Source organism: Streptantibioticus ferralitis, from assembly GCF_029223525.1.
Taxonomy (GTDB): Bacteria; Actinomycetota; Actinomycetes; order Streptomycetales; family Streptomycetaceae; genus Streptantibioticus_A; species Streptantibioticus_A ferralitis.
Genome location: NZ_JARHTQ010000032.1, coordinates 61,850 through 83,468, shown reverse-complemented (window position 1 = coordinate 83,468; position 21,619 = coordinate 61,850). Strand labels below are relative to the sequence as shown.

The following is a 21,619-nucleotide window of genomic DNA, read 5'->3' as shown; positions in this document are numbered from 1 at the left end:
CCGTAGCCCCGGGACTCCGCCCCAGCCCCCTCCCACGGCTTACGCCCGGGGCTACGGCGGGCCCCGGGGGAACGCCCAGCGCACGTGGGTCGGCTCACGGCGGGCTCGTCGGCCGCCGATCCGCGACGTGCGGACCGCTGCGGCGGTATGCGGCGACGATGCCGCGGACTGGTGGGGCGGCGGCGGTTTCAACACCGCCGATCCGCGGCGTGGGGAGCGCTCGCCGCTGCGGCGGGAAGCGGCCACGCTGCCGCACACCGACCGGTCGGGGCGCGGCCCCGGGGCGCAGCCCGGGGAGACGTCGGGACGCAACCCCGAGGGCTTGGGAGGGCAGCCCCCGGGCCAAGGGGCCCTGGGGCCACAACCCCAGGGCCGAGGGAGGCCCGAGTCGGAGCCCCGGAGGGACCGGGGACACACCCCCGGCAAGGACCCTGGGCCGCAGCCCCACGGCCCAGGGCTTCTGGGGCGCAGCCCCCCCCGGGGGGTCCTGGGGGCGCAGCCCCGGCAGGTCTGGGGGCGCAGCCCCCACAAGGGGGCCCTGAGGGCGCCGCCCCCAGGGGGGTGGGTGGGAGGACTACGTGGTGAGCGTCAGCCAGGACTCGCGGGTTAGGGGCAGGCCGGACTCGCCGTCGGTGGGCGTTTTGACGGCCAGGACCTGGTTGACCCCGATGCGGTTGCGCTCGAAGGCCAGCGCGGAAGCGGCCATGTAGAGGCGCCAGACCCTGGCGCGGCCCGGCGACGTCAGGCGGACCGCTTCGGGCCAGTGGGACTCCAGGTTGGCCACCCAGGCGCGCAGCGTACGGGCATAGTGCTCGCGCAGCGCCTCCACATCGCGGACCTCGAAACCGGCCTCCTCCAGTAGCGCGACCGTGGAGCCCACGGGCGACAACTCGCCGTCGGGGAAGACGTAGCGGTCGATGAACTCGTCCACCCGGTAGCGCTCTTCACGCTCCTGCGGGCGGCGCGCGATCTGGTGGTTGAGCAGTCGGCCGCCGGGACGCAGCAGCCCGTGCAACACCGTGGCGTACGCGCGGTACTGCGCGGCGCCCACGTGTTCCGCCATGCCGATGGACGAGATCGCGTCATACGGGCCGTCGGCCACCTCGCGGTAGTCCTGGACCCGGATCTCGACGCGGTCGGTCAGGCCCGCGTCGGCCACCCGCTTCCGGGCGTACGCGGCCTGCTCGGTGGAGAGCGTGACACCGACCGCCCGCACCCCGTAGCGCTGTGCCGCGTGCAGGACCATGGAGCCCCATCCGCAGCCGACGTCCAGCAGCCGCTGGCCCTCCCCCAGCGACAGCTTGCGGCAGATCAGGTCGAGCTTGGCCTCCTGCGCGTCCTCCAGCGTGCCGCCCGGCTGCTGCCAGTAGGCGCACGAGTAGACCATCGACGGGCCGAGCACCCGCTCGTAGAAGGTGTTGCCGACGTCGTAGTGGTGATGGATCGCCTCGCGGTCACGGCTGAGCGTATGGCGTACGCCGCCGTGCCGGGCCGCCTCCTCCGCGGGCGGCGCGGGCGGCAGGCCGGGCCCGGCCAGGGTGAGCGCCTCCCGGGCCAGGCGGCGCGCCGCGGGGTCGCGCAGCGCGCGTACCGCGTCGAGCGGGCGGAGGCCGCCCGGCTGCTCGGGGCGCTCCCAGATCAGCCCGGAGAGCCGTTCCAGCGCCTCGTAGAGGTCGCCCTCGACCTCGATGTCCCCGGCCACCCAGGCCCGGGCCAGCCCCAATTCCCCTGGTTTCCAGAGCAGTCGGCGTAGCGCGCGACGATGCCTCAGCACCAGAACCGGTGCGTCCGGCGGCCCCGCCTCGCTGCCGTCCCAGGCGCGGATCCGGACCGTGAGCGGGGCGCCGAGGGCCCCTTCGGCGAGCGCGGTGAGCCGTGCGGCTACGTCGGCCATGGTGCAAAACCTCCGTGATGGTGCGTCAACCGACAGACCTGCAAGGTCCTTGCATCACGAAAACAGATTTGCGGCCCAATCGTAGTCCCGAACCGGGAACCAAGTGCCGGAAAATTTCGTACACGGAAAACGCCGAGGGCGCCCGCCCCACGGATGGCGGACGCCCTCGGCGTCAAACGGATCTGGTCCGAAGGTCAGGAGGCCTTGGCCTTCTCACCCTCCGGCGCCTTGGCCTTGGCGGCGGCCGCCGCCGTCACCGGCGCCGCGGCCTCGTAGAACTCCTCGCGCGGGTTCTCCAGCGCGCCGAGCGCCACGACGTCGCGCTTGAGGAACACCGCCAGGGTCCAGTCGGCGAGCACCCGGAACTTGCGGTTGAAGGTCGGCACCGCCATGCCGTGGTAGCCGCGGTGGCAGTACCAGGCGAGACGGCCCTTGAGCTTGACCTTGCCGAAGAGCAGCGCGACGCCCTTGTGCAGGCCGAGGCCCGCGACCGCGCCCATGTTCTTGTGCTTGTACTCGTGCTGCGGGAAGCCGCGCATCCCGGAGACCACGTTGTCGCCGAGCACCTTGGCCTGACGCAGCGCGTGCTGCGCGTTCGGCGGGCACCAGGCGCCCTCGCCCGAGGCGAGGTCCGGCACCTGGGCGTTGTCACCGGCCGCCCACACGTAGTCCATGCCCTGGACCTGGAGGGTGGGAGCGGTGTCGACGTGGCCGCGCGGGCCGAGCGGCAGGCCGAAGTTGGCCAGCGCCGGGTTCGGCTTGACACCCGCGGTCCACACGATGGTGGAGGCGTCGACCTCAAGTCCGTTGGCGAGCACCACGTGCTTGTCGACGCACGACTTCATGGAGGTCTCCAGATAGACCTCGATGCCGCGCTCGCGCAGGTGCTCAAGGCCCCACTTGCCGAGCTCCGGACCGACCTCGGGGAGGATCCGGTTGGCGGCCTCGACGAGGACGAACCGCATGTCCTCGCGCTTGACGTTCGTGTAGTACTTGCACGCGTCGCGTGCCATGTCCTCGACCTCGCCGATGGTCTCCGCACCCGCGAAGCCACCGCCGACGAAGACGAAGGTCAGCGCCTTGCGGCGGATCTCCTCGTCGGTCGTGGAGTCAGCCAGGTCGAGCTGCTCCAGGATGTGGTTGCGCAGGTCGACGGCCTCCTCGACGCCCTTCATGCCGATGCCGTTCTCGGCCAGGCCGGGGATCGGGAAGGTGCGGGAGACCGCGCCGAGCGCGACGACGAGGTAGTCGAAGGGCAGCTCGTAGGCCTCGCCCACAAGCGGCTCGATGACGGCCACCTTGCGGTCCTGATCGACCGAGGTGACCCGGCCGGTGAGGACCTCCGCCTTGGGCAGGACGCGTCGCAGCGGAACCACGACGTGCCGCGGGGAGATGCTGCCGGCGGCGGTTTCAGGAAGGAAGGGCTGGTACGTCATGTACGAACGGGGGTCGACGACCGTGACGGTCGCCTCGCCAAACCGCATCTTCTTCAGGATGCGGCGCGCCGCGTACAGGCCGACGTAACCGCCGCCTACTACGAGGATCCGTGGACGCTCCGTGGTGCTCATGAAGACGAGTATCCAGCACCCGGTCGGGGGGGCTTCGTGAGCCCCTTCACAAGGTTCTTGCAGGCCTCTGCTACACTGCGCGATTTCGTGATCGACGCCACAGCAGGCGACGGAACAGGACACGCCGCGGAAGCGTTGAACAACGCCGCTGAGCAGCCACGATCCACTTCCGGCCGGGACACCCGGCCGGCACGGCCAGGCTTACGAATCACCGCCGAAACCCGCCCCCGGCGCGCTGCGGGCCCGGAACCTCAACTCCGCCCCAACAAATGCCCTGTTCTTCATGTGAAGAAATTCACGAACTTGCTTCCCGGGCCCCCGCGCGGGGGCGTCCGCACCCCGCTCAGCTGATATTCCAGCTGCTCAGACGACTACTCAGGCCACGCTCCAGGCGATGCCGTCGAGGATGTCGTGCTCGCTCACCACGACCTCCGCGAACCCGACGCGTTCCATGATCGTGAGCAGTACGAAGGCACCCGCGCCGATCACATCGACCCGCCCCGGGTGCAGCACCGGGATCGCGGCGCGCTCGGCGTGCGTCGAGGACAGCAGGCGGTCGGTGATCTCGCGGACCTGGTCGATGCCGATCCGCGAGTGGTGGATGACCGACGAGTCGTACTCCTTGAGACCCAGCGCGATCGCGGCCACCGTGGTGACCGAACCGGCCAGTCCGACCAGCGTGCGGGCCTGGTCCAGCGGCACGGTCTCGGCGACGAGGTCCAGGGCCGTCTCGATGTCCGCTCGTATGGCGGCGATCTGGTCCGGGGTCGGCGGGTCGCTGACCTGGCCGCCGCGGACGAGGTGCCGCTCGGTCATCCGTACACAGCCGACGTCCACGGAGCGGGCGGCGTCCACATGGTCGCCGCCGACCACGAACTCGGTCGAGCCGCCGCCGATGTCGACCACCAGATACGGCTTGGCGAAGTAGTCCCGTCCGGCGAGTTCCCTGGTCGCGCCGATGAACGAGAACTCGGCCTCCTCGTCGCCGGTGATCACCTCGGGCTCGACGCCCAGGATGTCCAGCACACCGCGGACGAACTCATCGCGGTTCTCGGCGTCGCGGGAGGCCGATGTGGCCACGAACCGCACACTCCCCCTGCCTTCGGCGGGGGGACCCCCCACGCCGAGTTCGCGGATCACCTCTGCGTACTCGCGGCAGGCGGCGAACGTACGCTCCAGCGCCTCGGGCGCGAGCCGACCGGTGCGGTCCACATCCTGGCCCAGCCGCACGATCTTCATCCGCCGGTCGAGATCCTTGATCACGCCGGTGTGCCGGTCGGCTTCCGCGACCAGCAGCCGGATGGAGTTCGTACCGCAGTCGATGGCGGCGACACGGGTCACTTCGCGTCCTCCCCCGCGCCGTCCTCGTCAGCCACGCTCTCGCCCGCGCCGACGCAGGCACACGGCCCCTTGCGCCACCACTCCGGCAGCATCGCGATCGCCTCGTCGCCCAGCGGGTTCACCCCAGGACCGGCCGCCAGCGAGTGGCCGACCAGGACGTGCAGGCACTTCACCCGGTCGGGCATGCCGCCCGCGCTCGGGAAGTTCTCCAGGACCTCGATGGCGTCACGGCGCGCGATGTAGTCCTCGTGCGCGGCCCGGTACTTGGCGGCCAGCTCCTCGTCCTCCGCGAGGCGCGCCGTCATCTCCTTCATGACGCCCTCCGCCTCCAGCGTGCCGATGGCGGAAGCGGCGCGCGGGCAGGTCAGGTAGTACAGCGTCGGGAACGGCGTGCCGTCCTCCAACCGAGGCGCCGTCTCGACGACATCCGGCAGCCCGCACGGGCAGCGGTGTGCGACAGCCCGCAGCCCCCGCGGCACACGACCGATCTGCTCGCCGATGGCGGCGACGTCGGCCTCGGTGGGCGGGGCGGGCTCGGTGCGGGGCGGCGGGTTCTTCACGGGCGGCTTTCTGGTCGGCGGTAGCTCGATGGTCTTCGGGTCCCGGGGCGTGCCGGGCCCATGGAGGGTAGGCGGGGCGTCCCCCGGGCACCCGGTCAGTGGCTGGCGTCGGAGGAGTTCACGCCGTTCCACAGATTGTCGTACCAGGCGCGGTTGGCCGCCGCCCCGGCGGCGGCACTGTTCCGCTCGGCGTCCGTGCCGCGCTGGCCCGGCATGGTGTAGCCGGTCTCACCTGGCATGACGAAGTGCAACTGCTCGCGGGCCTGCGCCTTGACGTACTCCGGATCGGCCCATCGGGCCTTCTCCTCCTGCAGCCGCTCCACCCGGTCGCGGGCCGCCTGCGCCTGCTTGCGCTGGTCGGCGATCTGCGAGCGCTGGGCGACGTACTGCCGCATGGGATACGCGAGGGCGACGACCAGCGCGCAGACGGTCAGCGCGAGCAGCGCGGCGCGGCCGGTGAGTCTGCTGCGGCGCGGTGTGCGGCCGGTGGCCCGGTAGACCCGGGCCTGCGCCTGCTGGCCCAGCGCCTTGAGTCGGGTTGCGGTCGAGAAGCGGTCCGCGGCCACGTCGCTCACCCCTCATCACATATGTACGTCCCCGCACACGGTACGGGAACGCGTCGTCGCCACCGGGCCGTCGGGCATCTCGCCGTCGCGACGACACATTTCGTGCCGCCGCGACGGCGAGCAACACCACGACGCGGCCCGGCGGTAGCCGACCACCGCAACCCTTCGGCTGACCGCCGGAGGCGCTACGCGTTGCGGAAGCGCGGGAACGCGCTGCGGCCCGCGTACACCGCCGCGTCGTCGAGGATCTCCTCGATGCGCAGCAGCTGGTTGTACTTGGCGACGCGGTCCGAGCGGGCCGGGGCGCCGGTCTTGATCTGGCCGCAGTTGGTGGCGACGGCCAGGTCGGCGATGGTGACGTCCTCGGTCTCACCGGAGCGGTGCGACATCATGCACTTGTAGCCGCTGCGCTGGGCCAGCTCGACGGCGTCGAGGGTCTCGGTCAGCGAACCGATCTGGTTGACCTTGACCAGCAGGGCGTTGGCGGTGTCGTTGTCGATACCGCGCTGCAGGCGCTCCGGGTTGGTGACGAACAGGTCGTCGCCGACCAGCTGGACCTTGTCGCCGAGCTGCTCGGTGATGGTCTTCCAGCCGTCCCAGTCGTCCTCGAACAGCGGGTCCTCGATCGAGACCAGCGGGTACGCCTCGACCAGCTCGCCGTAGTACGCGCTCATCTCGGCGGCGCTGCGGGACTTGCCCTCGAACTCGTAGGAGCCCTCCTTGTAGAACTCGGAGGCGGCGACGTCGAGGGCGAGCGCGATGTCCTGGCCCGGCTGGTAACCGGCCCGCTTGATGGCCTCGACGATCAGGTCGAGGGCCTCGCGGTTGGAGTCGAGGTTCGGCGCGAAGCCGCCCTCGTCACCGAGGCCGGTGGACAGGCCGCGCTCCTTCAGCACGCCCTTGAGGGTGTGGTAGACCTCGGCTCCCCAGCGCAGCGCCTCGGAGAACGACTCGGCGCCGATCGGCGCGATCATGAACTCCTGGATGTCCACGTTGGAGTCGGCGTGGCTGCCGCCGTTGAGGATGTTCATCATCGGGACCGGCAGCACATGGGCGTTCGGGCCGCCGATGTAGCGGAACAGCGGCAGGTCGGAGGCCTCGGAGGCGGCGTGCGCCACGGCCAGCGAGACGCCCAGGATGGCGTTGGCACCGAGCGAGGACTTGTCCGGGGTGGCGTCCAGGTCGAGCATCGCCTGGTCGATCAGCCGCTGCTCGGTGGCGTCGTAGCCCACCAGCTCCGGGCCGATCTGCTCGATGACGGCGAGAACGGCCTTCTCTACGCCCTTTCCGCCGTAACGGGCCTTGTCCCCGTCGCGCAGTTCGAGGGCCTCGAAGGCACCGGTGGAGGCACCGGAGGGTACGGCGGCACGGCCGGTGCTCCCGTCGTCGAGGCCGACCTCGACCTCGACGGTGGGGTTGCCTCGTGAGTCGAGGATTTCCCGGGCTACGACGACGTCGATGGACGGCACGAGCATCTCCTTTGGGATGTGTTGCTTGGTGTGGTGCGCTGGTGCTCTGCGGGATGAGCCTAACCGGCCTGCACGGTCCGGCCAGCCGACGGGACGGCGCCGGGAAGCAAAATGCCCCGGCCGGACACGCTCGGGGGGGAAGACGTGTCCGGCCGGGGGGCTTCTACTGGCCGCCGCGGACGTCGCGAACGCTGCGGGCCATCAAGGCGGTTATGCCGTTATGGGGTTCAGCCGAGCTTCAGGTCCTGACCCGGGAAGATCAGGTTGGCGTCCTTGACGACCTCATCGTTCAGCTCGAACAGCTTCTGCCAGCCACCGGCGACACCGAGGTCGGCGGCGATGTCGGAGAGGGTGTCACCGGACTTGACGGTGTAGCTGCCGGTGCCCTGCTGGACCGGGGCGGCCGGAGCGGCCGGAGCGGCGTGCTTCGGGGCCTTCTTCGGCGCCGGAGCCTGGGCCGGGGCCTGCTTGGCCGGGGTCTCCTTGACGGTCTGGGTGCTGGCCGAGTTGCCGTCCGGGTTGATGGCCGGGGCCGGGCCACCGGAGGTGAGCGGACCGGCGTAGGCGCACTGCCAGGCACCCGGGCCCTGCATCTTCAGCAGCACCTCGGCGACGGCGATCTGCTGGTCCTTGGTGGCGTAGTCGGCACGCGAGGCGTACTTCAGACCACCGGCGGCGGCCCAGCTGGACGGCGAGAACTGCAGACCGCCGTAGTGGCCGTTGCCGCCGGTGTCGTGGTTGGACCAGTTGCCGCTGGACTCGCACTGGGCAACGCGGTCCCAGGCGGCCACGGAGGCGGCGGAGGCCGAGGTGGCGGTCAGGATCGGCGCGGCGACGGCCGCACCGGCGACACCGGCGATGGTGGCGATACGGATAGCCTTCGAGGCACGGCGGTGCTTACCCATGGAGATTTCCTCACCGACGCCTGCGAGGTGAGCTGTCGGGTTCGGGCCGAGTGAGTGCCCGGTCGCGGCCTCGCGGCACGCGGCTTAACCCCTAGCCGGTCCGTCCAGTCGGACGGCCCGGCGGAGAACCTTGGGTCCCCCGCTCCTGCCTACGGCGCTCTCGCGTCGACTGTTCCCGTCGATCGGCGGCAGGACTCGGCGTTCCTGACCGACGGGGCTCGCGGTGGCGAGCGGTCACGACCATAAACACACGCTCCGGGTGGCTGACAAACACCCGGCCGCGGCGACCGTTTCACGATGTCCCGCCGACGTAACGCACAGATCCGCAGGTCGAGGCGGGATAAGGAGATCGCTGAGGGCCGGGTGTCCGACGCTCACCGGGAGAGTTATGTCACAGGTTTAACGAAGAGTGAGCTGCTCTCCGGGCAGGATCAGGTTCGGGTCGGAACCCACGACGGACTTGTTGGCGTCGTAGAGCGACGACCAACCTCCGACCATCGAATGGTTCGTGGCGATTTGAGAGAGATTGTCACCCAACTGCACGGTGTACGAACCGGCATTCTGGCCGTCGTTACCAGGATCCTGCTGGCGCCCGTGACTGCCCCCACGTGAGGCGCGGTCACCACCCCGGTCACCGGGCGTAGTCGATGCCGGGTCCGTGGGCGCACTGGACGGCGCACCCGAAGCGGTGCCCGACGGGGCCGGGTTGGCGCTGGCGGACGTGGACTGGGACGGCGACGGGGACGGGGACGGCTTGGCGTGCCGCCCATGGGAAGGCGACGGCGTGTTCGTGCCCGAGGGGGAGGGGGCGGACGAAGCGGCGGAAGAAGTCGAAGGCGCGGGAGAGGGGGAAGTGGATGCGTCCGATGAACCGGATGCACTGGACGCACCGGATGAGTCAGACAAACCGGATGAACCAGATGAGTCGGTGGAGCTGGGCGCATCCCCGAGAACCGGCCTGTTGGACAAACCGCCCGACCCGGGCGTTCCAGAGTCATCCGACTGACCATTGGACGACCCGGCCGGCGTCCCCGGATCCACATCGGCCGCGCCGCCACCCTTGGCGAGGCCCGCGTCCACCGCGCAGCCGCCCCAGGTGTCCGCACCCTGACCGGCCAGCACCTTCTCGGCGATGGCTATCTGCTGCCGCCTGCTGGCCAGGTCGGGCCGCTCGGCATAGGCCGTGCCGCCGAACCGCTCCCAGGTGTCCTGGGTCAGCTGCAGGCCGCCGTACGCGCCATTGCCGTTGTCCGCGCTCCACATGCCCCCGCTCTCGCACTGCGCCACCCTGTCCCAGGTGCCGGCGGTCGCGGCGTGCGCACCCGTGGCACCGAGCAGCGGGAGCGCGATTCCGGCACCGGTGACTCCGGCGGTGACAACGAACGCGGGCGCTTGACGCGGCTTACGGTGCTGACCGTTGCCAGACCTGAGCATGTGACGCCTTTCTCCGACGGCGGGGACGAGCGCAGAGCGTAGCCGGTAACACTATCGATCACGGGCAGATGTAGTGGAGATCACGTGGAGGTCACGACTGGCCGACATCCCATCAGGTGTCTGTATTCACCATGCTGTTACGGGCAGTTGGTGACATCCCGGACAGCGGTGAAGGAGACCGGAAGGGTGCGCAGTCCCCGCATGATCAACCCGCCGCGCCAGCGCAACTCCTCGGGTTCCACCGCCAGTTGCAGATCCGGCAGCCGGGTGAGGAGGGTGGCCAGCGCGGTCTGGCCTTCGAGCCGGGCGAGCGGTGCGCCCAGGCAGTAGTGGATGCCATGGCCGAACCCCAGGTGCGGGTTGTCCCGGCGGGCGAGGTCGAGGGTGTCGGGACCGGCGAAGCGCTCCGGATCGCGGTCGGCGGCGGCCAGTACGACCAGGACCGGGTCGCCGGTGCCGATCGGCTGGCCGCCGATCCTCAGCGGTTCGGTGGCGAACCGCCACGTCGCCAGTTCCACCGGGCCGTCGTAGCGCAGCAGTTCCTCGACCGCGGACGCCAGCAGGGCCGACTCGCCTTGGGCGACCGAGTCCTGGAGGAGCCGCCGTTGCTCCGGGTTGCGCAGCAGTGCGTACGTCCCGTTTCCGATGAGGTTGACGGTGGTCTCGAAACCGGCGAACAGCAGGATGAAGGCCATCGCCGCGGCCTCGTTCTCGGTAAGGTGCTCGCCGTGGTCGCTGGCCCGGATCAGGCCGGAGATCAGGTCGTCGGCACCTTCGTCCCGCAGGGCACCCCGCTTTCGGTGGATGAGTTCCAGAAGGTACGCACGCATCTTCTTGACCGACCGCGCCACCCCGCCGCGCGGTCCCCCGCCGTGCCGGATCATCATCCCCGCCCAGTCCCGGAAGTCGTCCTGGTCCTCGGCCGGGACGCCCAGCAGGTCGCAGATCGCGTAGATGGGCAGCGGGAAGGCGAACTCATGGATCAGGTCCGCCTCCCCCCTGGACGCGAAGGAGTCGATCAGCCGATCGGTCAACTCCACGACGCGCGGGGCGAATTCGGCCACCCGGCGCGGGGTGAACGCCTTGGAGACCAGTCGGCGCAGCCGGGTGTGGTCCGGCGGGTCGATGTTCAGCAGGTGCGTCATCAGGTCGGCGCTGCGCTCGCCGGGAATGCCGACCTTGCCCTTGGCGTGCGCGCGCTCGGAATGGTGGACGGGATTCTTGCTGAGCCGCGCGTCCGCGAGGGCCTGCCGGGCGTCGGCGTACCGGGTGACGAGCCAGGCCTCGACCCCGCTGGGCAGCGTGCTGCGGTGCACCGGCGCGTGCTCGCGCAGCCAGGCATACGCCGGGTACGGATCGGCGGCGAACTCCCAGGTGAACAGGGTGGGGGCGGAAGCGTCAGTCACCCCCCGACGTTAACCGGTGGCGTCAGTGGGCGCCCCGCAGCACATCCCGGCTGAGGCGGTCGGCGAGCCGGGTGGTCTGCGGCAGACGGTACTTCGGGGCGAGCGCCAGGACATGGCGGCAGGCCGTGTCCAGGTCCATGCCGTGCCCGGTGGACACATAGACCGGTTTGACGCCGTCCCGGGTGCGCAGCGCGCGGCCGACGGTCTCCTCGCGGTCGACCAGTGGGGCGTACGCACCGCGCTCCCGGCCCAGCGCGGCCGGGTCGTACGTGCCGACGAACGTGGTCTTGGCCACCCCTGCCGCGGGGATCCCGGTCAGCACCCCGAGGTGGCAGGCGAGCCCGAAGCGACGCGGGTGCGCGAGGCCCTGGCCGTCGCAGAGCAGCAGTTCCGGAACGGTGTCGAGGCGGGTCAACGCCTCGACCAGCACGGGCAGTTCACGGAACGCGAACAGTCCCGGGATGTACGGGAAGGTGGCGTCGCCGACCGCGGTGGCGCGTTCCACGGTCTCCAGCGTCCGGGCGTCGATCACCACGACCGCCGCGGCCACCCGGCTCGTCCCGTCCGCGTAGGCCACGTCGAGCCCGGCCACCAGTCGGGGGTCCTGCGGACCGGGCCCCACCCGGTCGACCAGCCCCCGCAGCTGGTCCTGTACGGCGAGGGCGTCGGCCTCGGTGCGCGGCCAGGAGTGCGGGATGTGCATGCGCATACAGCCATGATCGCCCAGACCGGACCGCCCGGGTACGGCGGTCTACGTCCTGGGGCCCTGGTAGCCCCTCAGTTCGTACGGCATGCGCCGCTTCCCGTCGTGCGGTACCTCGTCCGGGTCGCGGCTGGCCTCCTCGTACTCGGAGGGCTGCGAGTCCTGGTGCCCGGGGCCGTGGTTCGCCGGCGCCTCCTCCTGGGAGGCCTCCTCAGGCGTCGCCCACGCTCCCGCGCGCGGCGGAGGCTGCTGCGGTCTGGGTTGCGGCGACCGCTCCGGGCCCGGCCCATGGCGCAGCCGCCCGTAGAAGAGGGCGACCAGGGCCAGGGCGACCACGACGCCGATGCCGATCAGAAGCGGGCCGATCACGAAGCCCGCAGCGATGGTTTCCGCACTGAATGTCCACATCATGTGGGTTTATTACCCCACCCTCGGCGGATCACTCAGTTCGCTCGGCCGTCCGGATCGTGTCCCGGTACCGGCGGGCAGCGGACCGCAGGGCGGCCTCCGGGTCCACGCCCTTGCTCTCGGCGAGGGCGGCGAGGGCGAGCAGACGGTCACCGAGGTCGTCCGCGTCGCGCGGCGGCGGGGGCGCGTCCACGCCGCCGGTGCGCGCCCGGCCGGCCAGCTTCGCCGCGAGCGCCAGTGCGGGTTGGTCCAGCGGGATGCCGTCGGTCACCGAATCGCGGCGCTTCTCGGCGGCCTTGGTGCGCAGCCAGTGCTCCTTGACCTCCTCCGGCGTCTCGGCGGTCTCCGTGCCGAAGACATGCGGGTGGCGGCGGATCAGCTTCTCCACGATCGAGCCCGCGACATCGTCGATCGAGAACGGCTCCTCCGGGTCGTCCTGTGCGATCCGCGAGTGGAACACGACCTGCAGCAGCACGTCCCCGAGTTCCTCGCGGTACGCCGACCGGTCGCCGTCCTCGATCGCCTCGACGAGTTCGTACGCCTCCTCGATCAGGTACTTCACCAGGCTTTCACCGGTCTGCTCGCCGCTCCACGGGCATTCGGTACGGATCCGGTCCATGACCGCGACCAGGTCGAGCAGCCGCCCGCCCGGCAGGTCGTACGAGGCGGGCAGCAGTTCCAGCTCCGGCATCCGCACCCGGCCGGACCCGGCCAGCCGGGCCAGCTCGTCGGTGAGCGCGGGATCACCGTCGCCGGGCGGTATGACCACGACCGTACGGCCGCCGGCGGCCAGGTCGACCAGCTCACGGCCGGTGGGCGCGGAGTGCTCGACCGCGACGCCCGCGTCCCGCAGATACGGCAGCTGCGGGTGTCCGGCGTCCGGACACAGCACCAGATCGGCCGACCGCAGCAGCTGCCAGGCGGGCCAGGACAGCAGGCCGGGGGCAACACGATGAGTGGTGGTGAGCAGAACCAGGCGGCCGGGGTGGGCGTCGTTGGTGGCGTTGTCGTTCACACGTAGACGCTACCGCTGTGGTGTGCGGACCTGGTGCCCTCGGGAACTGTCCGGGGGCAGGCCCCCACGCCCCCGGGTGCGGGGGGCTGCGCCCCGGGGGCCCTGTCGCCGCTTGCGGGCGGTTTGATACCGCCGGGCCGCGGCGTTGGGGGTGCGCGCCGCGGCGGGTGGCGTTGTCGCCGCGGCGGCCGGTTGTCCCGTGGTGTCGAGAGGGGCTGAGCACCCGCCCCCGGGCGGGATCAGGCGGCCGGGGTGGGGGCTACGGCGCGGTGTAGCCAGGGGTCGGTGGTGTTGCCGAGGGTGAGGGTCTGGGCGTTCCAGGTGCCGTAGCGCGGGTTGACGTCGACCCGCATCGTCTGGGCGGTCTTGACCAGTGACTTGGTGACCGCCGCCTGGCCGTCGGGGGTTGCCAGGTCGACGCCCAGTTTGTGGGCGAGGGCCTGTGCCTCGGCCTGGACCCGGTAGAAGTCGTCGATGCCGCCCGGCGCGACGGCGTACTGCTGCAGCAGCTGGTCCCGTAGCGCGGCCGCGCCGCCCGCCTGTACTTCGGCCGCCGCCCGCGACTGCTGTACCTGGGCTCGGGTGACCGTCACTCCGGCCTGCTGTGCGGCGCGGTCCAGCACCCGGTCGAAGACCAGGCCGTTGAGCGTGGAGCGGTCCAGATCGCTGGTCGCCTCGATGAGTTGCGCCGACTGCTGAGTGCCGCCCTGCGCATCCCGTACCGCCTTGACCTGCGACTGCAACGCGGACATCGAGATCGTCTGTCCCCCGATCACGGCTGCCGCCCCTGGATGCTCCGTGCCGCAGGAGGTGATCAGCGGCGTCGCGGCGAGCAGCGCGGCGGCGGTCAAGGAGAGCGTGGCGGTACGACGGCGGACCATAGTGCCTCCCGGCGGGTTGATCGAGCGGCGGTGCACGACCTGGCGCTGATCGAGAATAGGGACTGCGGGGGTGCGATATCCACCATCCGGTGAGGTTACGTATGTTCGGGCGGTAGGCCCCCGGGCATCCGACGCGGCCGGGGACCTCCCTGAGCCGCTACGCGCCGACCACCGTCGTCAGGAACTCCGCCGTCCACTCCAGCAGCTCCCGGCCCACCACCGGCTTGCCGCCGATCGTGCCCGTCGACGGGCGCGGCACCAGCACCTGCTTCACCGCGGGCTTGAGGACACTGCGGGGATGCAGCCGCTTGAGGCGCAGTTCCTGGGACTCGCGCAGCTCGACCGGGCCGAAGCGGATGTTGTTGCCCTGCAGGGTGATGTCGGTGACCCCGACCCTGCGGGCCAGCAGCCGCAGCCCCGCGACCAGCAGCAGGTTCTCCACCGGCTCCGGCAACTTGCCGTAGCGGTCGGCGAGTTCCTCGCGGACCGCCTTGATGTCGTCCTCGGAGTTGACGGCGGCGATGGCCCGGTAGGCCTGCAGGCGGAGGCGCTCACCGGGCGCGTAGTCGTGCGGAACGTGGGCGTCCACCGGAAGCTCGATCTTGACCTCCAGCGGTGCCTCCTCCTCCACCGCACCGGACTCCAGCGCGGCGCGGTAGTCGGCCACCGCCTCGCCCACCATCCGTACGTACAGGTCGAAGCCGACGCCCGCGATATGGCCGGACTGCTCACCGCCCAGCAGGTTGCCCGCGCCGCGGATCTCCAGGTCCTTCATGGCCACGTACATGCCCGCACCCATCTCGGTGTGCTGGGCGATGGTCGCCAGCCGCTCGTGCGCGGTCTCGGTCAGCGGCTTCTCCGGCGGGTACAGGAAGTACGCGTAGCCGCGCTCGCGGCCCCGGCCGACCCGGCCGCGCAGCTGGTGCAGCTGTGACAGGCCGAAGTTGTCGCCGCGCTCCACGATCAGCGTGTTGGCGTTGGAGATGTCGATGCCCGACTCCACGATCGTGGTGGACACCAGCACATCGAACTTCTTCTCCCAGAAGTCCACCACGACCTGCTCCAGCGCGTGCTCGCTCATCTGGCCGTGGGCCGTCGCGATGCGCGCCTCCGGGACCAACTCGCGCAGCCGCGCGGCCGCCCGGTCGATCGACTCGACGCGGTTGTGGATGTAGAAGACCTGCCCCTCACGCAGCAGTTCGCGGCGGACCGCCGCCGCGATCTGCTTCTGCTCGTACGGGCCGACGAAGGTCAGCACCGGGTGCCGCTCCTCCGGCGGGGTGGTGATCGTGGACATCTCCCGGATGCCGGTGACCGCCATCTCCAGGGTGCGCGGAATGGGGGTCGCGGACATGGTGAGCACGTCCACGTTGGCCCGCAGCTTCTTCAGCTGCTCCTTGTGCTCGACGCCGAAACGCTGCTCCTCGTCGACGACGACCAGGCCCAGGTCCTTGAACTTGGTCTCGGAGGAGAACAGCCGGTGCGTGCCGATGACGACGTCCACCGAACCCTCGCGCAGGCCCTCCAGCACCGCCTTGGCCTCGCCGTCGGTCTGGAAGCGGGACAACGCCTTTACTTTCACCGGGAATTGGGCGTACCGCTCGGAGAAGGTGCCGAAGTGCTGCTGGACCAGCAGGGTGGTCGGCACCAGGACGGCCACCTGCTTGCCGTCCTGCACCGCCTTGAAGGCCGCCCGCACCGCGATCTCGGTCTTGCCGTAACCGACGTCGCCGCAGATCAGCCGGTCCATCGGGACCGACTTCTCCATGTCCTCCTTGACCTCGGCGATCGTGGTGAGCTGGTCGGGCGTCTCGGCGTACGGGAACGCGTCCTCCAGCTCGCGCTGCCACGGGGTGTCCGCGCCGAAGCAGTGGCCGGGGGCGGCCATCCGCGCCGAGTACAGCTTGATCAGGTCGGCGGCGATCTCCTTGACCGCCTTCTTGGCCCGCGCCTTGGTCTTCGTCCAGTCGGCGCCGCCGAGCCGGTGCAGGGTCGGGGCCTCGCCGCCGACGTACTTGGTGATCTGCTCCAACTGGTCGGTGGGGACGAACAGCCGGTCGCCCGGCTGGCCGCGCTTGGCCGGGGCGTACTCGACCAGCAGGTACTCGCGGGTGGCGCCCTGGACGGTGCGCTGCACCATCTCCACGTAGCGGCCCACGCCGTGCTGCTCGTGGACGATGTAGTCACCCGGCTGGAGGGTCAGCGGGTCGATGGTCTTGCGGCGGCGGGACGGCATGCGCCCCATGTCCTTGCTGGCGGACTTCTGGCCGGACAGGTCGGTCTCGGTCAGCACGGCCAGCTTCACATTCGGGTCGACGAAGCCGTGTTCGATCGATCCGCAGGCGACATGCACGACGGAGGGCTCGGGCGGCCCCGGCAGGTCCGCGTCGAGGCGCGCCGCGATGCCCTCGTTGCCGAGCACCTCGACGGTTCGGGCAGCGGGGCCGTGGCCCTCGGTGACGTAGACGGCGCGCCAGCCGTCGGCCAGCCAGCCCTTGGTGTCGGCGAGTGCCCGGGCGCTGTCGCCGCGGTACGTCTCGGGGGCGTGCATGCCCAACTTGAGGGTGTCGTCGCCGAGTTCGTCCAGCTCGCCCAGCTCGGCCGCGGACGGGTCGGCCGAGGCCGGGGCGCCCGCGAACTGGCTGACCGACCACCACGGCATGCCGAGGTCACGGCAGTGCTCGCGTACGTCGGCCAGTGACCACAGTGAAGCGGCGCCCAGGTCGATCGGGGCCTGGCCGCCGCCCGCGGTCGCGGCCCAGGACGCCTCCAGGAACTCCCGGCTGGTCGCCACCAGGTCCGCCGCGCGGGTACGGACCCGCTCCGGGTCGCAGGCGACGGTGAGGCTGCCGGCGGGCATGACGTCCTGCAGCAGTTCCATGTCGTCGACCAGCGCGGGGGCCAGCGACTCCATGCCCTCCACCGCGATGCCCTCGGCGATCTTGCCGAGCAGTTCGGCGAGCTCCGGGTGCGCCTCCGCCAGAGCGGCGGCTCTGCGCCGTACCTCGTCGGTCAGCAGCAGTTCGCGGCAGGGCGGGGCCCACAGCCCGTGCTCGGCGACCTCAAGGGAACGCTGGTCGGCGACCTTGAAGTAACGGATCTCCTCAACGTCGTCGCCCCAGAACTCGATACGGAGCGGATGCTCCTCGGTGGGCGGGAAGACGTCCAGGATGCCGCCGCGAACGGCGAACTCGCCGCGCTTCTCGACGAGTTCGACCCGGGCGTACGCGGCGGCGGACAAACCGTCGACCACCTCGCCGAGGTCGGCGGTCTCGCCGCTGCGCAGGCTCACCGGCTTGAGATCGCCGAGCCCCTTCACCTGCGGTTGCAGCACGGAGCGTACGGGGGCGACCACAACGCTGACCGGTCCGGTCGACGGATCGTCCTTGCTGGGGTGCGCCAGCCTGCGGAGCACCGCGAGGCGGCGGCCGACAGTGTCGGAGCGGGGAGAGAGCCGCTCATGGGGGAGCGTCTCCCACGCGGGGTACTCGACGACGGAGTCCGGCGGCAGCAGCGAGCGGAGCGCGGCGGCCAGGTCCTCGGCCTCGCGGCCGGTGGCGGTCACGGCGAGCAGTGGGCGGCCGGAACGGGCCGCCAGCGCGGCGAGAACGAACGGGCGGGCGCCGGGCGGACCCACCAGATCCAGATGCGGACGGTTGCCGTCACCTGCGGCCTTTACCGCCTCGGCGAGCGCCGGATCCTGTGTGACGACGTCGAGCAGACCGTTCAAGCTCATGGGGGCCAGCGTACGTGAGCGCTCGGGCCGGCGGTTCGGGTTATCGGCCGCCCGGCCACCCGTTGGGCTCGGCCCTTCGCTCGCCGCTGCGCGCGGTGGGGGTGGGTCCGGGTGCGGTGCCGCGCTGCGGGTGGGCGGGTTCGGGATGGCCGCCCGGCCACCCGTTGCCCTCGGCCTTCGCTTGCCGTCGCGCACGGGCGGCGGCGGGTCCAGGTACGGTGCCGCGCTGCCGGTGGGTGGGAAAACCAACCGCAGCGCAGCGGAAGGGGGGTCCGCGAACCGGGGCGTGCGCCGCAAAACGGGTGGGCGGGCGGGGAGATCCCGCCCGCCCACCGTGTCAGAGGGTCAGTCCGTTGCGATGGCTCCCAGTACGTTCATGCGCGAAGCGCGGAACGCGGGGGCCAGGGCGGCCAGTAGGCCGACCACCGCGGCGCCGACGAAGACGGTGGCGATCGTGGACCACGGGATCGCCAGCGTCCCGAGGCCCTGCAGGGCCAGCAGCTTCTGGGCCGCCGTGCCCCAGCCCATGCCCAGGCCGAGGCCGATCACCGCGCCGAACAGCGCGATCACCACCGACTCCAGGCGGATCATCCGCCGCAGCTGGCGCCGGGAGAGCCCGATCGCCCGCATCAGACCGATCTCACGGGTCCGCTCGACCACCGACAGGGCCAAGGTGTTCACCACACCGAGCACCGCGACGATGATCGCGAGGCCCACCAGACCGTAGACCAGGTTGAGCAGTTGGCCGAGCTGGTCCTGCAGCAGCTTCTTGTAGTCGGCCTGGTTGCGGACCTGGACCTGCGGGAAGTCGCGCACCGACGCCTTGAGCGCGTCGTACGCGGGTTGCGCGTTCTTGTGGTCGGCCGCCGTGGCGAACAGCATCACGTCCTGCGGCAGCAGGTCCGAGGGCACGTACTTCCTGGCGGTGTCCAGCCCCACGAACATCGAGCCCTGCTCGAAGGTGGTGTCCTTGGAGGTCACCGCGGCGATCTTCAGGTCGGTGGTGCGACCGCCGGGGAACGCGACGCCCACGGTGTCGCCGAGCTTGAGGCCGTGGTCCTTGGCGAAGGCCTCGCCGACGGTCATGCCGCCGGTCGTGTAGGCGTCCTTGACCCGGCCGGAGACCACCGGCACGCGCAGGTCGTCCGCGTAGGTCGGGTCGGTGGCCGTGAGGGTCTGCTTGGCCTTCTTGCCGTCCGCCAGGGACAAGGTGACCGGCACGGCCTTGTACTCCGTGACATGGCCGAGTCCCTGCGTGGACTTCACCGCCTTGACCGCATCGGGGGTGAAGGCGCCGGAGTCGTTGGAGATGATGAAGTCGGCGCCGACCGACTTGTCGATCTGCTCACTGGCCGAGGCCACCATCGAGGATCCGACCACCGACAGTCCGGAGACCAGCGCGAGGCCGATCATCAGGGCGGCGGCGGTGGCACCGGTACGGCGCGGATTGCGCAGGGCGTTGCGCTGTGCCATGCGGCCGATCGGGCCGAACGGCCGCAGCGTGACAGCGCCCAGGACCCGCACCACCCCGGCCGCGAGCAGCGGGCCGATCACGATGAAGCCGATGAGGGTCAGCAGTACGCCGACGGCCAGGAACATGCTGCCGGTGGCGGCGGCCTTCGCCGCACCCGCGGCCACCAGCGAGGCGGCTCCGGCACCGGTCAGCACCAGGCCGATCACCGACCGCAGCGCCGTCGACTTGCCGGTGGTCTGGCTGCTCCCGGCGTCACGGAGGGCGGCCATCGGCGAGATCTTCGCGGCGCGGCGGGCGGGCAGATAGGCCGAGACGATGGTGACGAGGATGCCAACGGCCCCGCCCACGGCGGGAGTCGACCACTTGACGGTGAGCTCGCTGGTGTCGAGATGCATGCCCATGCCGTTCATCAGCTGCATCAGGCCCATGGCGATGCCGATGCCGCCCGCGACGCCGAGCGCCGAGCCGAGCACGCCGAGCAGCACCGCCTCGATCAGCACCGAGCGGTTGACCTGCCTGCGGCTCGCGCCGATGGCGCGCATCAGGCCGATCTCGCGGGTGCGCTGGGCTACCAGCATCGAGAAGGTGTTGACGATCAGGAAGATGCCGACCAGGACGGCGATCCCGGCGAAGCCGAGCATGCTGTCCTTCAGCACGTTGAGGAAGCTGCCGACGCTCGACTTGTTCTCCGCGGCCGCCTCGGCCTTCGTCTGCACCTGGTAACCGCCGCCGAGCCCGGCGACCGCCTGCGACTTCAGCTGGTCGTTGGTCCTGCTGCCGTCACCGTAGGCGTCGACCGAGGTGAACACCCCGCTCTTGCCGAGGAGTTCGCGCTGCGCGGTGGGGGTGTCCAGGAAGACCATCGCCGCACCGGGGTTGGTGGTCTGGAAGGTCGCGATACCGGTGATCTTCTGGGTGAAGGTCCCGAACGCGGACATCACCTTGACCTCGTCGCCGATGCCCAGGTGCGCCTTGTTGGCGGTGTCGGCGTCCAGCAGTGCCTGGCCGGGGCCCTTCGGCGCCTGGCCCGAGGTGAGCTTGAGCGCCGCGTTCGGGGTCACGGTCCAGTTGGAGGCGATGGTCGGGGCGCCGGAGGTCGGGCCGATGTTCTTGTTGGTCTTCGGGTCGACCAGGGTGACGGAGGTGGACGCGGCCACCCCGAAGACGTTCCTGACGCCCGGCTCGGCGGCGATCTTCTCGACGGTCGCGGCGGGCAGGGTGACCGGTGGGGCGCCGTCGTTGTTGTTGCCGTTGCCCGCGTCCTTGGGCTTGACGGTGACGTCCGCGGAGGTGGTGGCGAACAGCTTGTCGAAGGTGGCGTTGACGGTGTCGGTGAAGACGAGCGTGCCGCAGACGAATCCCACCGAGAGCAGCACGGCCACGGCGGACAGCGCCATCCGCCCCTTGTGCGCGAGGAAGTTGCGCAGCGAGGTCTTGAGGACGGTCACGAGGTCCTCCCGCGGGCCTCGAAGTTCTTCATCCGCTCGAAGACCAGCTCGGCGGTGGGGTTCGCCATGTCGTCGACGATCCGGCCGTCGGCCAGGTACAGCACGCGGTCGGCGTACGAGGCGGCGACCGGGTCGTGGGTGACCATGACGATGGTCTGGCCGAGTTCGTCGACCGAGCGGCGCAGGAAGCCCAGGACCTCGGCACCGGCGCGCGAGTCGAGGTTTCCGGTCGGCTCGTCGCCGAAGATGATCTCGGGCTGGGCGGCGAGCGCACGGGCCACGGCGACGCGCTGCTGCTGGCCGCCGGACAGCTGCGACGGCCGGTGCTTGAGCCTGCTGCCGAGGCCGACGGTCTCCACGACCGTCTCCAGCCACCGCTTGTCGGGCTTGCGGCCCGCGATGTCCATCGGCAGCGTGATGTTCTCCATCGCGTTCAGGGTGGGCAGCAGGTTGAACGCCTGGAAGATGAAGCCGATCTGGTCCCGGCGCAGCCGGGTGAGCTGCTTGTCCTTCAGCTTGGTGATCTCCGTCTCGCCTATCCATATGCGGCCGGAGGTGAGCGCGTCCAGGCCCGCCAGGCAGTGCATGAGGGTGGACTTGCCGGAGCCCGACGGGCCCATGATCGCGGTGAACTGACCGCGGGCGATGTCGACGTCGACGGCGTCGAGTGCGACGACCCGGGTCTCCCCGTTGCCGTACGCCTTGGTCACCTGCCGTGCCCTCGCGGCGACGGCCGTGCGCCCTCCGCTGCCGCCCGCCCGGGGAACTGCTACAGCCGTGGTCACGTGGATTCTCCTGAAATGTCGTGGTG

At 70.9% G+C, this 21,619-nt stretch carries 16 protein-coding genes, 1 pseudogene and 1 riboswitch; of the genes and pseudogenes, 1 reads left to right on the top strand and 16 read right to left on the bottom strand.

Annotated features, from left to right (window positions below):
• Positions 1-574 precede the first annotated feature (574 nt).
• The 7 genes from P2L57_RS32905 to P2L57_RS32875 all read right to left on the bottom strand — a co-directional run bounded on the left by P2L57_RS32905 (position 575) and on the right by P2L57_RS32875 (position 8,303).
• On the bottom strand, positions 575-1,894 hold the full coding sequence (locus P2L57_RS32905; RefSeq protein WP_275820834.1) for an SAM-dependent methyltransferase: 1,320 nt from the start codon (positions 1,892-1,894) through the stop codon (positions 575-577).
• A gap of 194 nt (positions 1,895-2,088) precedes the next feature.
• Positions 2,089-3,462 carry an NAD(P)/FAD-dependent oxidoreductase gene (locus P2L57_RS32900; protein ID WP_275820832.1) on the bottom strand — a complete coding sequence of 458 codons (1,374 nt, stop codon included), beginning with the start codon at positions 3,460-3,462 and terminating at the stop codon, positions 2,089-2,091.
• Positions 3,463-3,837: 375 nt separating this feature from the next.
• Positions 3,838-4,803: a Ppx/GppA phosphatase family protein gene (locus tag P2L57_RS32895; protein ID WP_275820830.1), complete on the bottom strand. Its 966-nt coding sequence runs from the start codon at positions 4,801-4,803 to the stop codon at positions 3,838-3,840.
• Positions 4,800-5,363: a DUF501 domain-containing protein gene (locus tag P2L57_RS32890; protein ID WP_275820828.1), complete on the bottom strand. Its 564-nt coding sequence runs from the start codon at positions 5,361-5,363 to the stop codon at positions 4,800-4,802. Before P2L57_RS32890 ends, P2L57_RS32895 begins: the two co-directional genes overlap by 4 nt.
• Positions 5,364-5,458: 95 nt before the next feature.
• Positions 5,459-5,929, bottom strand: a complete 471-nt coding sequence (locus tag P2L57_RS32885; protein WP_275820848.1) for an FtsB family cell division protein — start codon at positions 5,927-5,929, stop codon at positions 5,459-5,461.
• A 185-nt stretch (positions 5,930-6,114) separates the two neighbouring features.
• Complete coding sequence (eno, locus tag P2L57_RS32880; protein ID WP_275820826.1) at positions 6,115-7,398, bottom strand: phosphopyruvate hydratase; 1,284 nt, start codon at positions 7,396-7,398, stop codon at positions 6,115-6,117.
• A gap of 227 nt (positions 7,399-7,625) precedes the next feature.
• The gene (locus tag P2L57_RS32875; RefSeq protein ID WP_275820824.1) at positions 7,626-8,303 is read right to left on the bottom strand and encodes a transglycosylase family protein; all 678 of its coding nucleotides are present in this window, start codon (positions 8,301-8,303) and stop codon (positions 7,626-7,628) included.
• Positions 8,304-8,305: 2 nt separating this feature from the next.
• A riboswitch (cyclic di-AMP (ydaO/yuaA leader) is annotated at positions 8,306-8,470 on the bottom strand.
• A 491-nt stretch (positions 8,471-8,961) separates the two neighbouring features.
• Between P2L57_RS32875 and P2L57_RS32865 the strand changes: the two genes are divergently transcribed.
• Entirely contained in the window at positions 8,962-9,309 is a 348-nt protein-coding gene (locus P2L57_RS32865; RefSeq protein ID WP_275820850.1) for a hypothetical protein, read from the top strand.
• A gap of 89 nt (positions 9,310-9,398) precedes the next feature.
• On the opposite strand, the pseudogene P2L57_RS41205 reads toward P2L57_RS32865, so the two are convergent.
• From P2L57_RS41205 to P2L57_RS32820, 9 genes and pseudogenes are all read right to left on the bottom strand, one after another.
• Positions 9,399-9,737 (bottom strand): annotated as a pseudogene (locus P2L57_RS41205) (transglycosylase family protein); the annotation flags it as partial.
• Between the two features lie 137 nt (positions 9,738-9,874).
• Entirely contained in the window at positions 9,875-11,143 is a 1,269-nt protein-coding gene (locus tag P2L57_RS32855; RefSeq protein WP_275820822.1) for a cytochrome P450 family protein, read from the bottom strand.
• Between the two features lie 22 nt (positions 11,144-11,165).
• Complete coding sequence (locus P2L57_RS32850; protein WP_275820820.1) at positions 11,166-11,852, bottom strand: endonuclease V; 687 nt, start codon at positions 11,850-11,852, stop codon at positions 11,166-11,168.
• A 42-nt stretch (positions 11,853-11,894) separates the two neighbouring features.
• Positions 11,895-12,257: a DUF6479 family protein gene (locus P2L57_RS32845; RefSeq protein WP_275820818.1), complete on the bottom strand. Its 363-nt coding sequence runs from the start codon at positions 12,255-12,257 to the stop codon at positions 11,895-11,897.
• A gap of 28 nt (positions 12,258-12,285) precedes the next feature.
• A complete protein-coding gene (locus tag P2L57_RS32840; RefSeq protein ID WP_275820816.1) occupies positions 12,286-13,269 on the bottom strand; it encodes a nucleoside triphosphate pyrophosphohydrolase in 984 nt (327 codons plus the stop codon).
• A 239-nt stretch (positions 13,270-13,508) separates the two neighbouring features.
• Entirely contained in the window at positions 13,509-14,150 is a 642-nt protein-coding gene (locus P2L57_RS32835; RefSeq protein ID WP_275820814.1) for a SurA N-terminal domain-containing protein, read from the bottom strand.
• 157 nt (positions 14,151-14,307) lie between these two features.
• Positions 14,308-17,886, bottom strand: coding sequence for a transcription-repair coupling factor (gene mfd / locus P2L57_RS32830; RefSeq protein ID WP_275820812.1), 3,579 nt, complete (start codon positions 17,884-17,886; stop codon positions 14,308-14,310).
• Positions 17,887-18,231: 345 nt separating this feature from the next.
• Entirely contained in the window at positions 18,232-20,808 is a 2,577-nt protein-coding gene (locus P2L57_RS32825) for an ABC transporter permease (RefSeq protein ID WP_275820810.1), read from the bottom strand.
• Complete coding sequence (locus tag P2L57_RS32820) at positions 20,805-21,593, bottom strand: ABC transporter ATP-binding protein (protein WP_275820808.1); 789 nt, start codon at positions 21,591-21,593, stop codon at positions 20,805-20,807. The genes P2L57_RS32825 and P2L57_RS32820 overlap by 4 nt, the downstream gene beginning before the upstream one ends.
• Positions 21,594-21,619 lie beyond the last annotated feature (26 nt).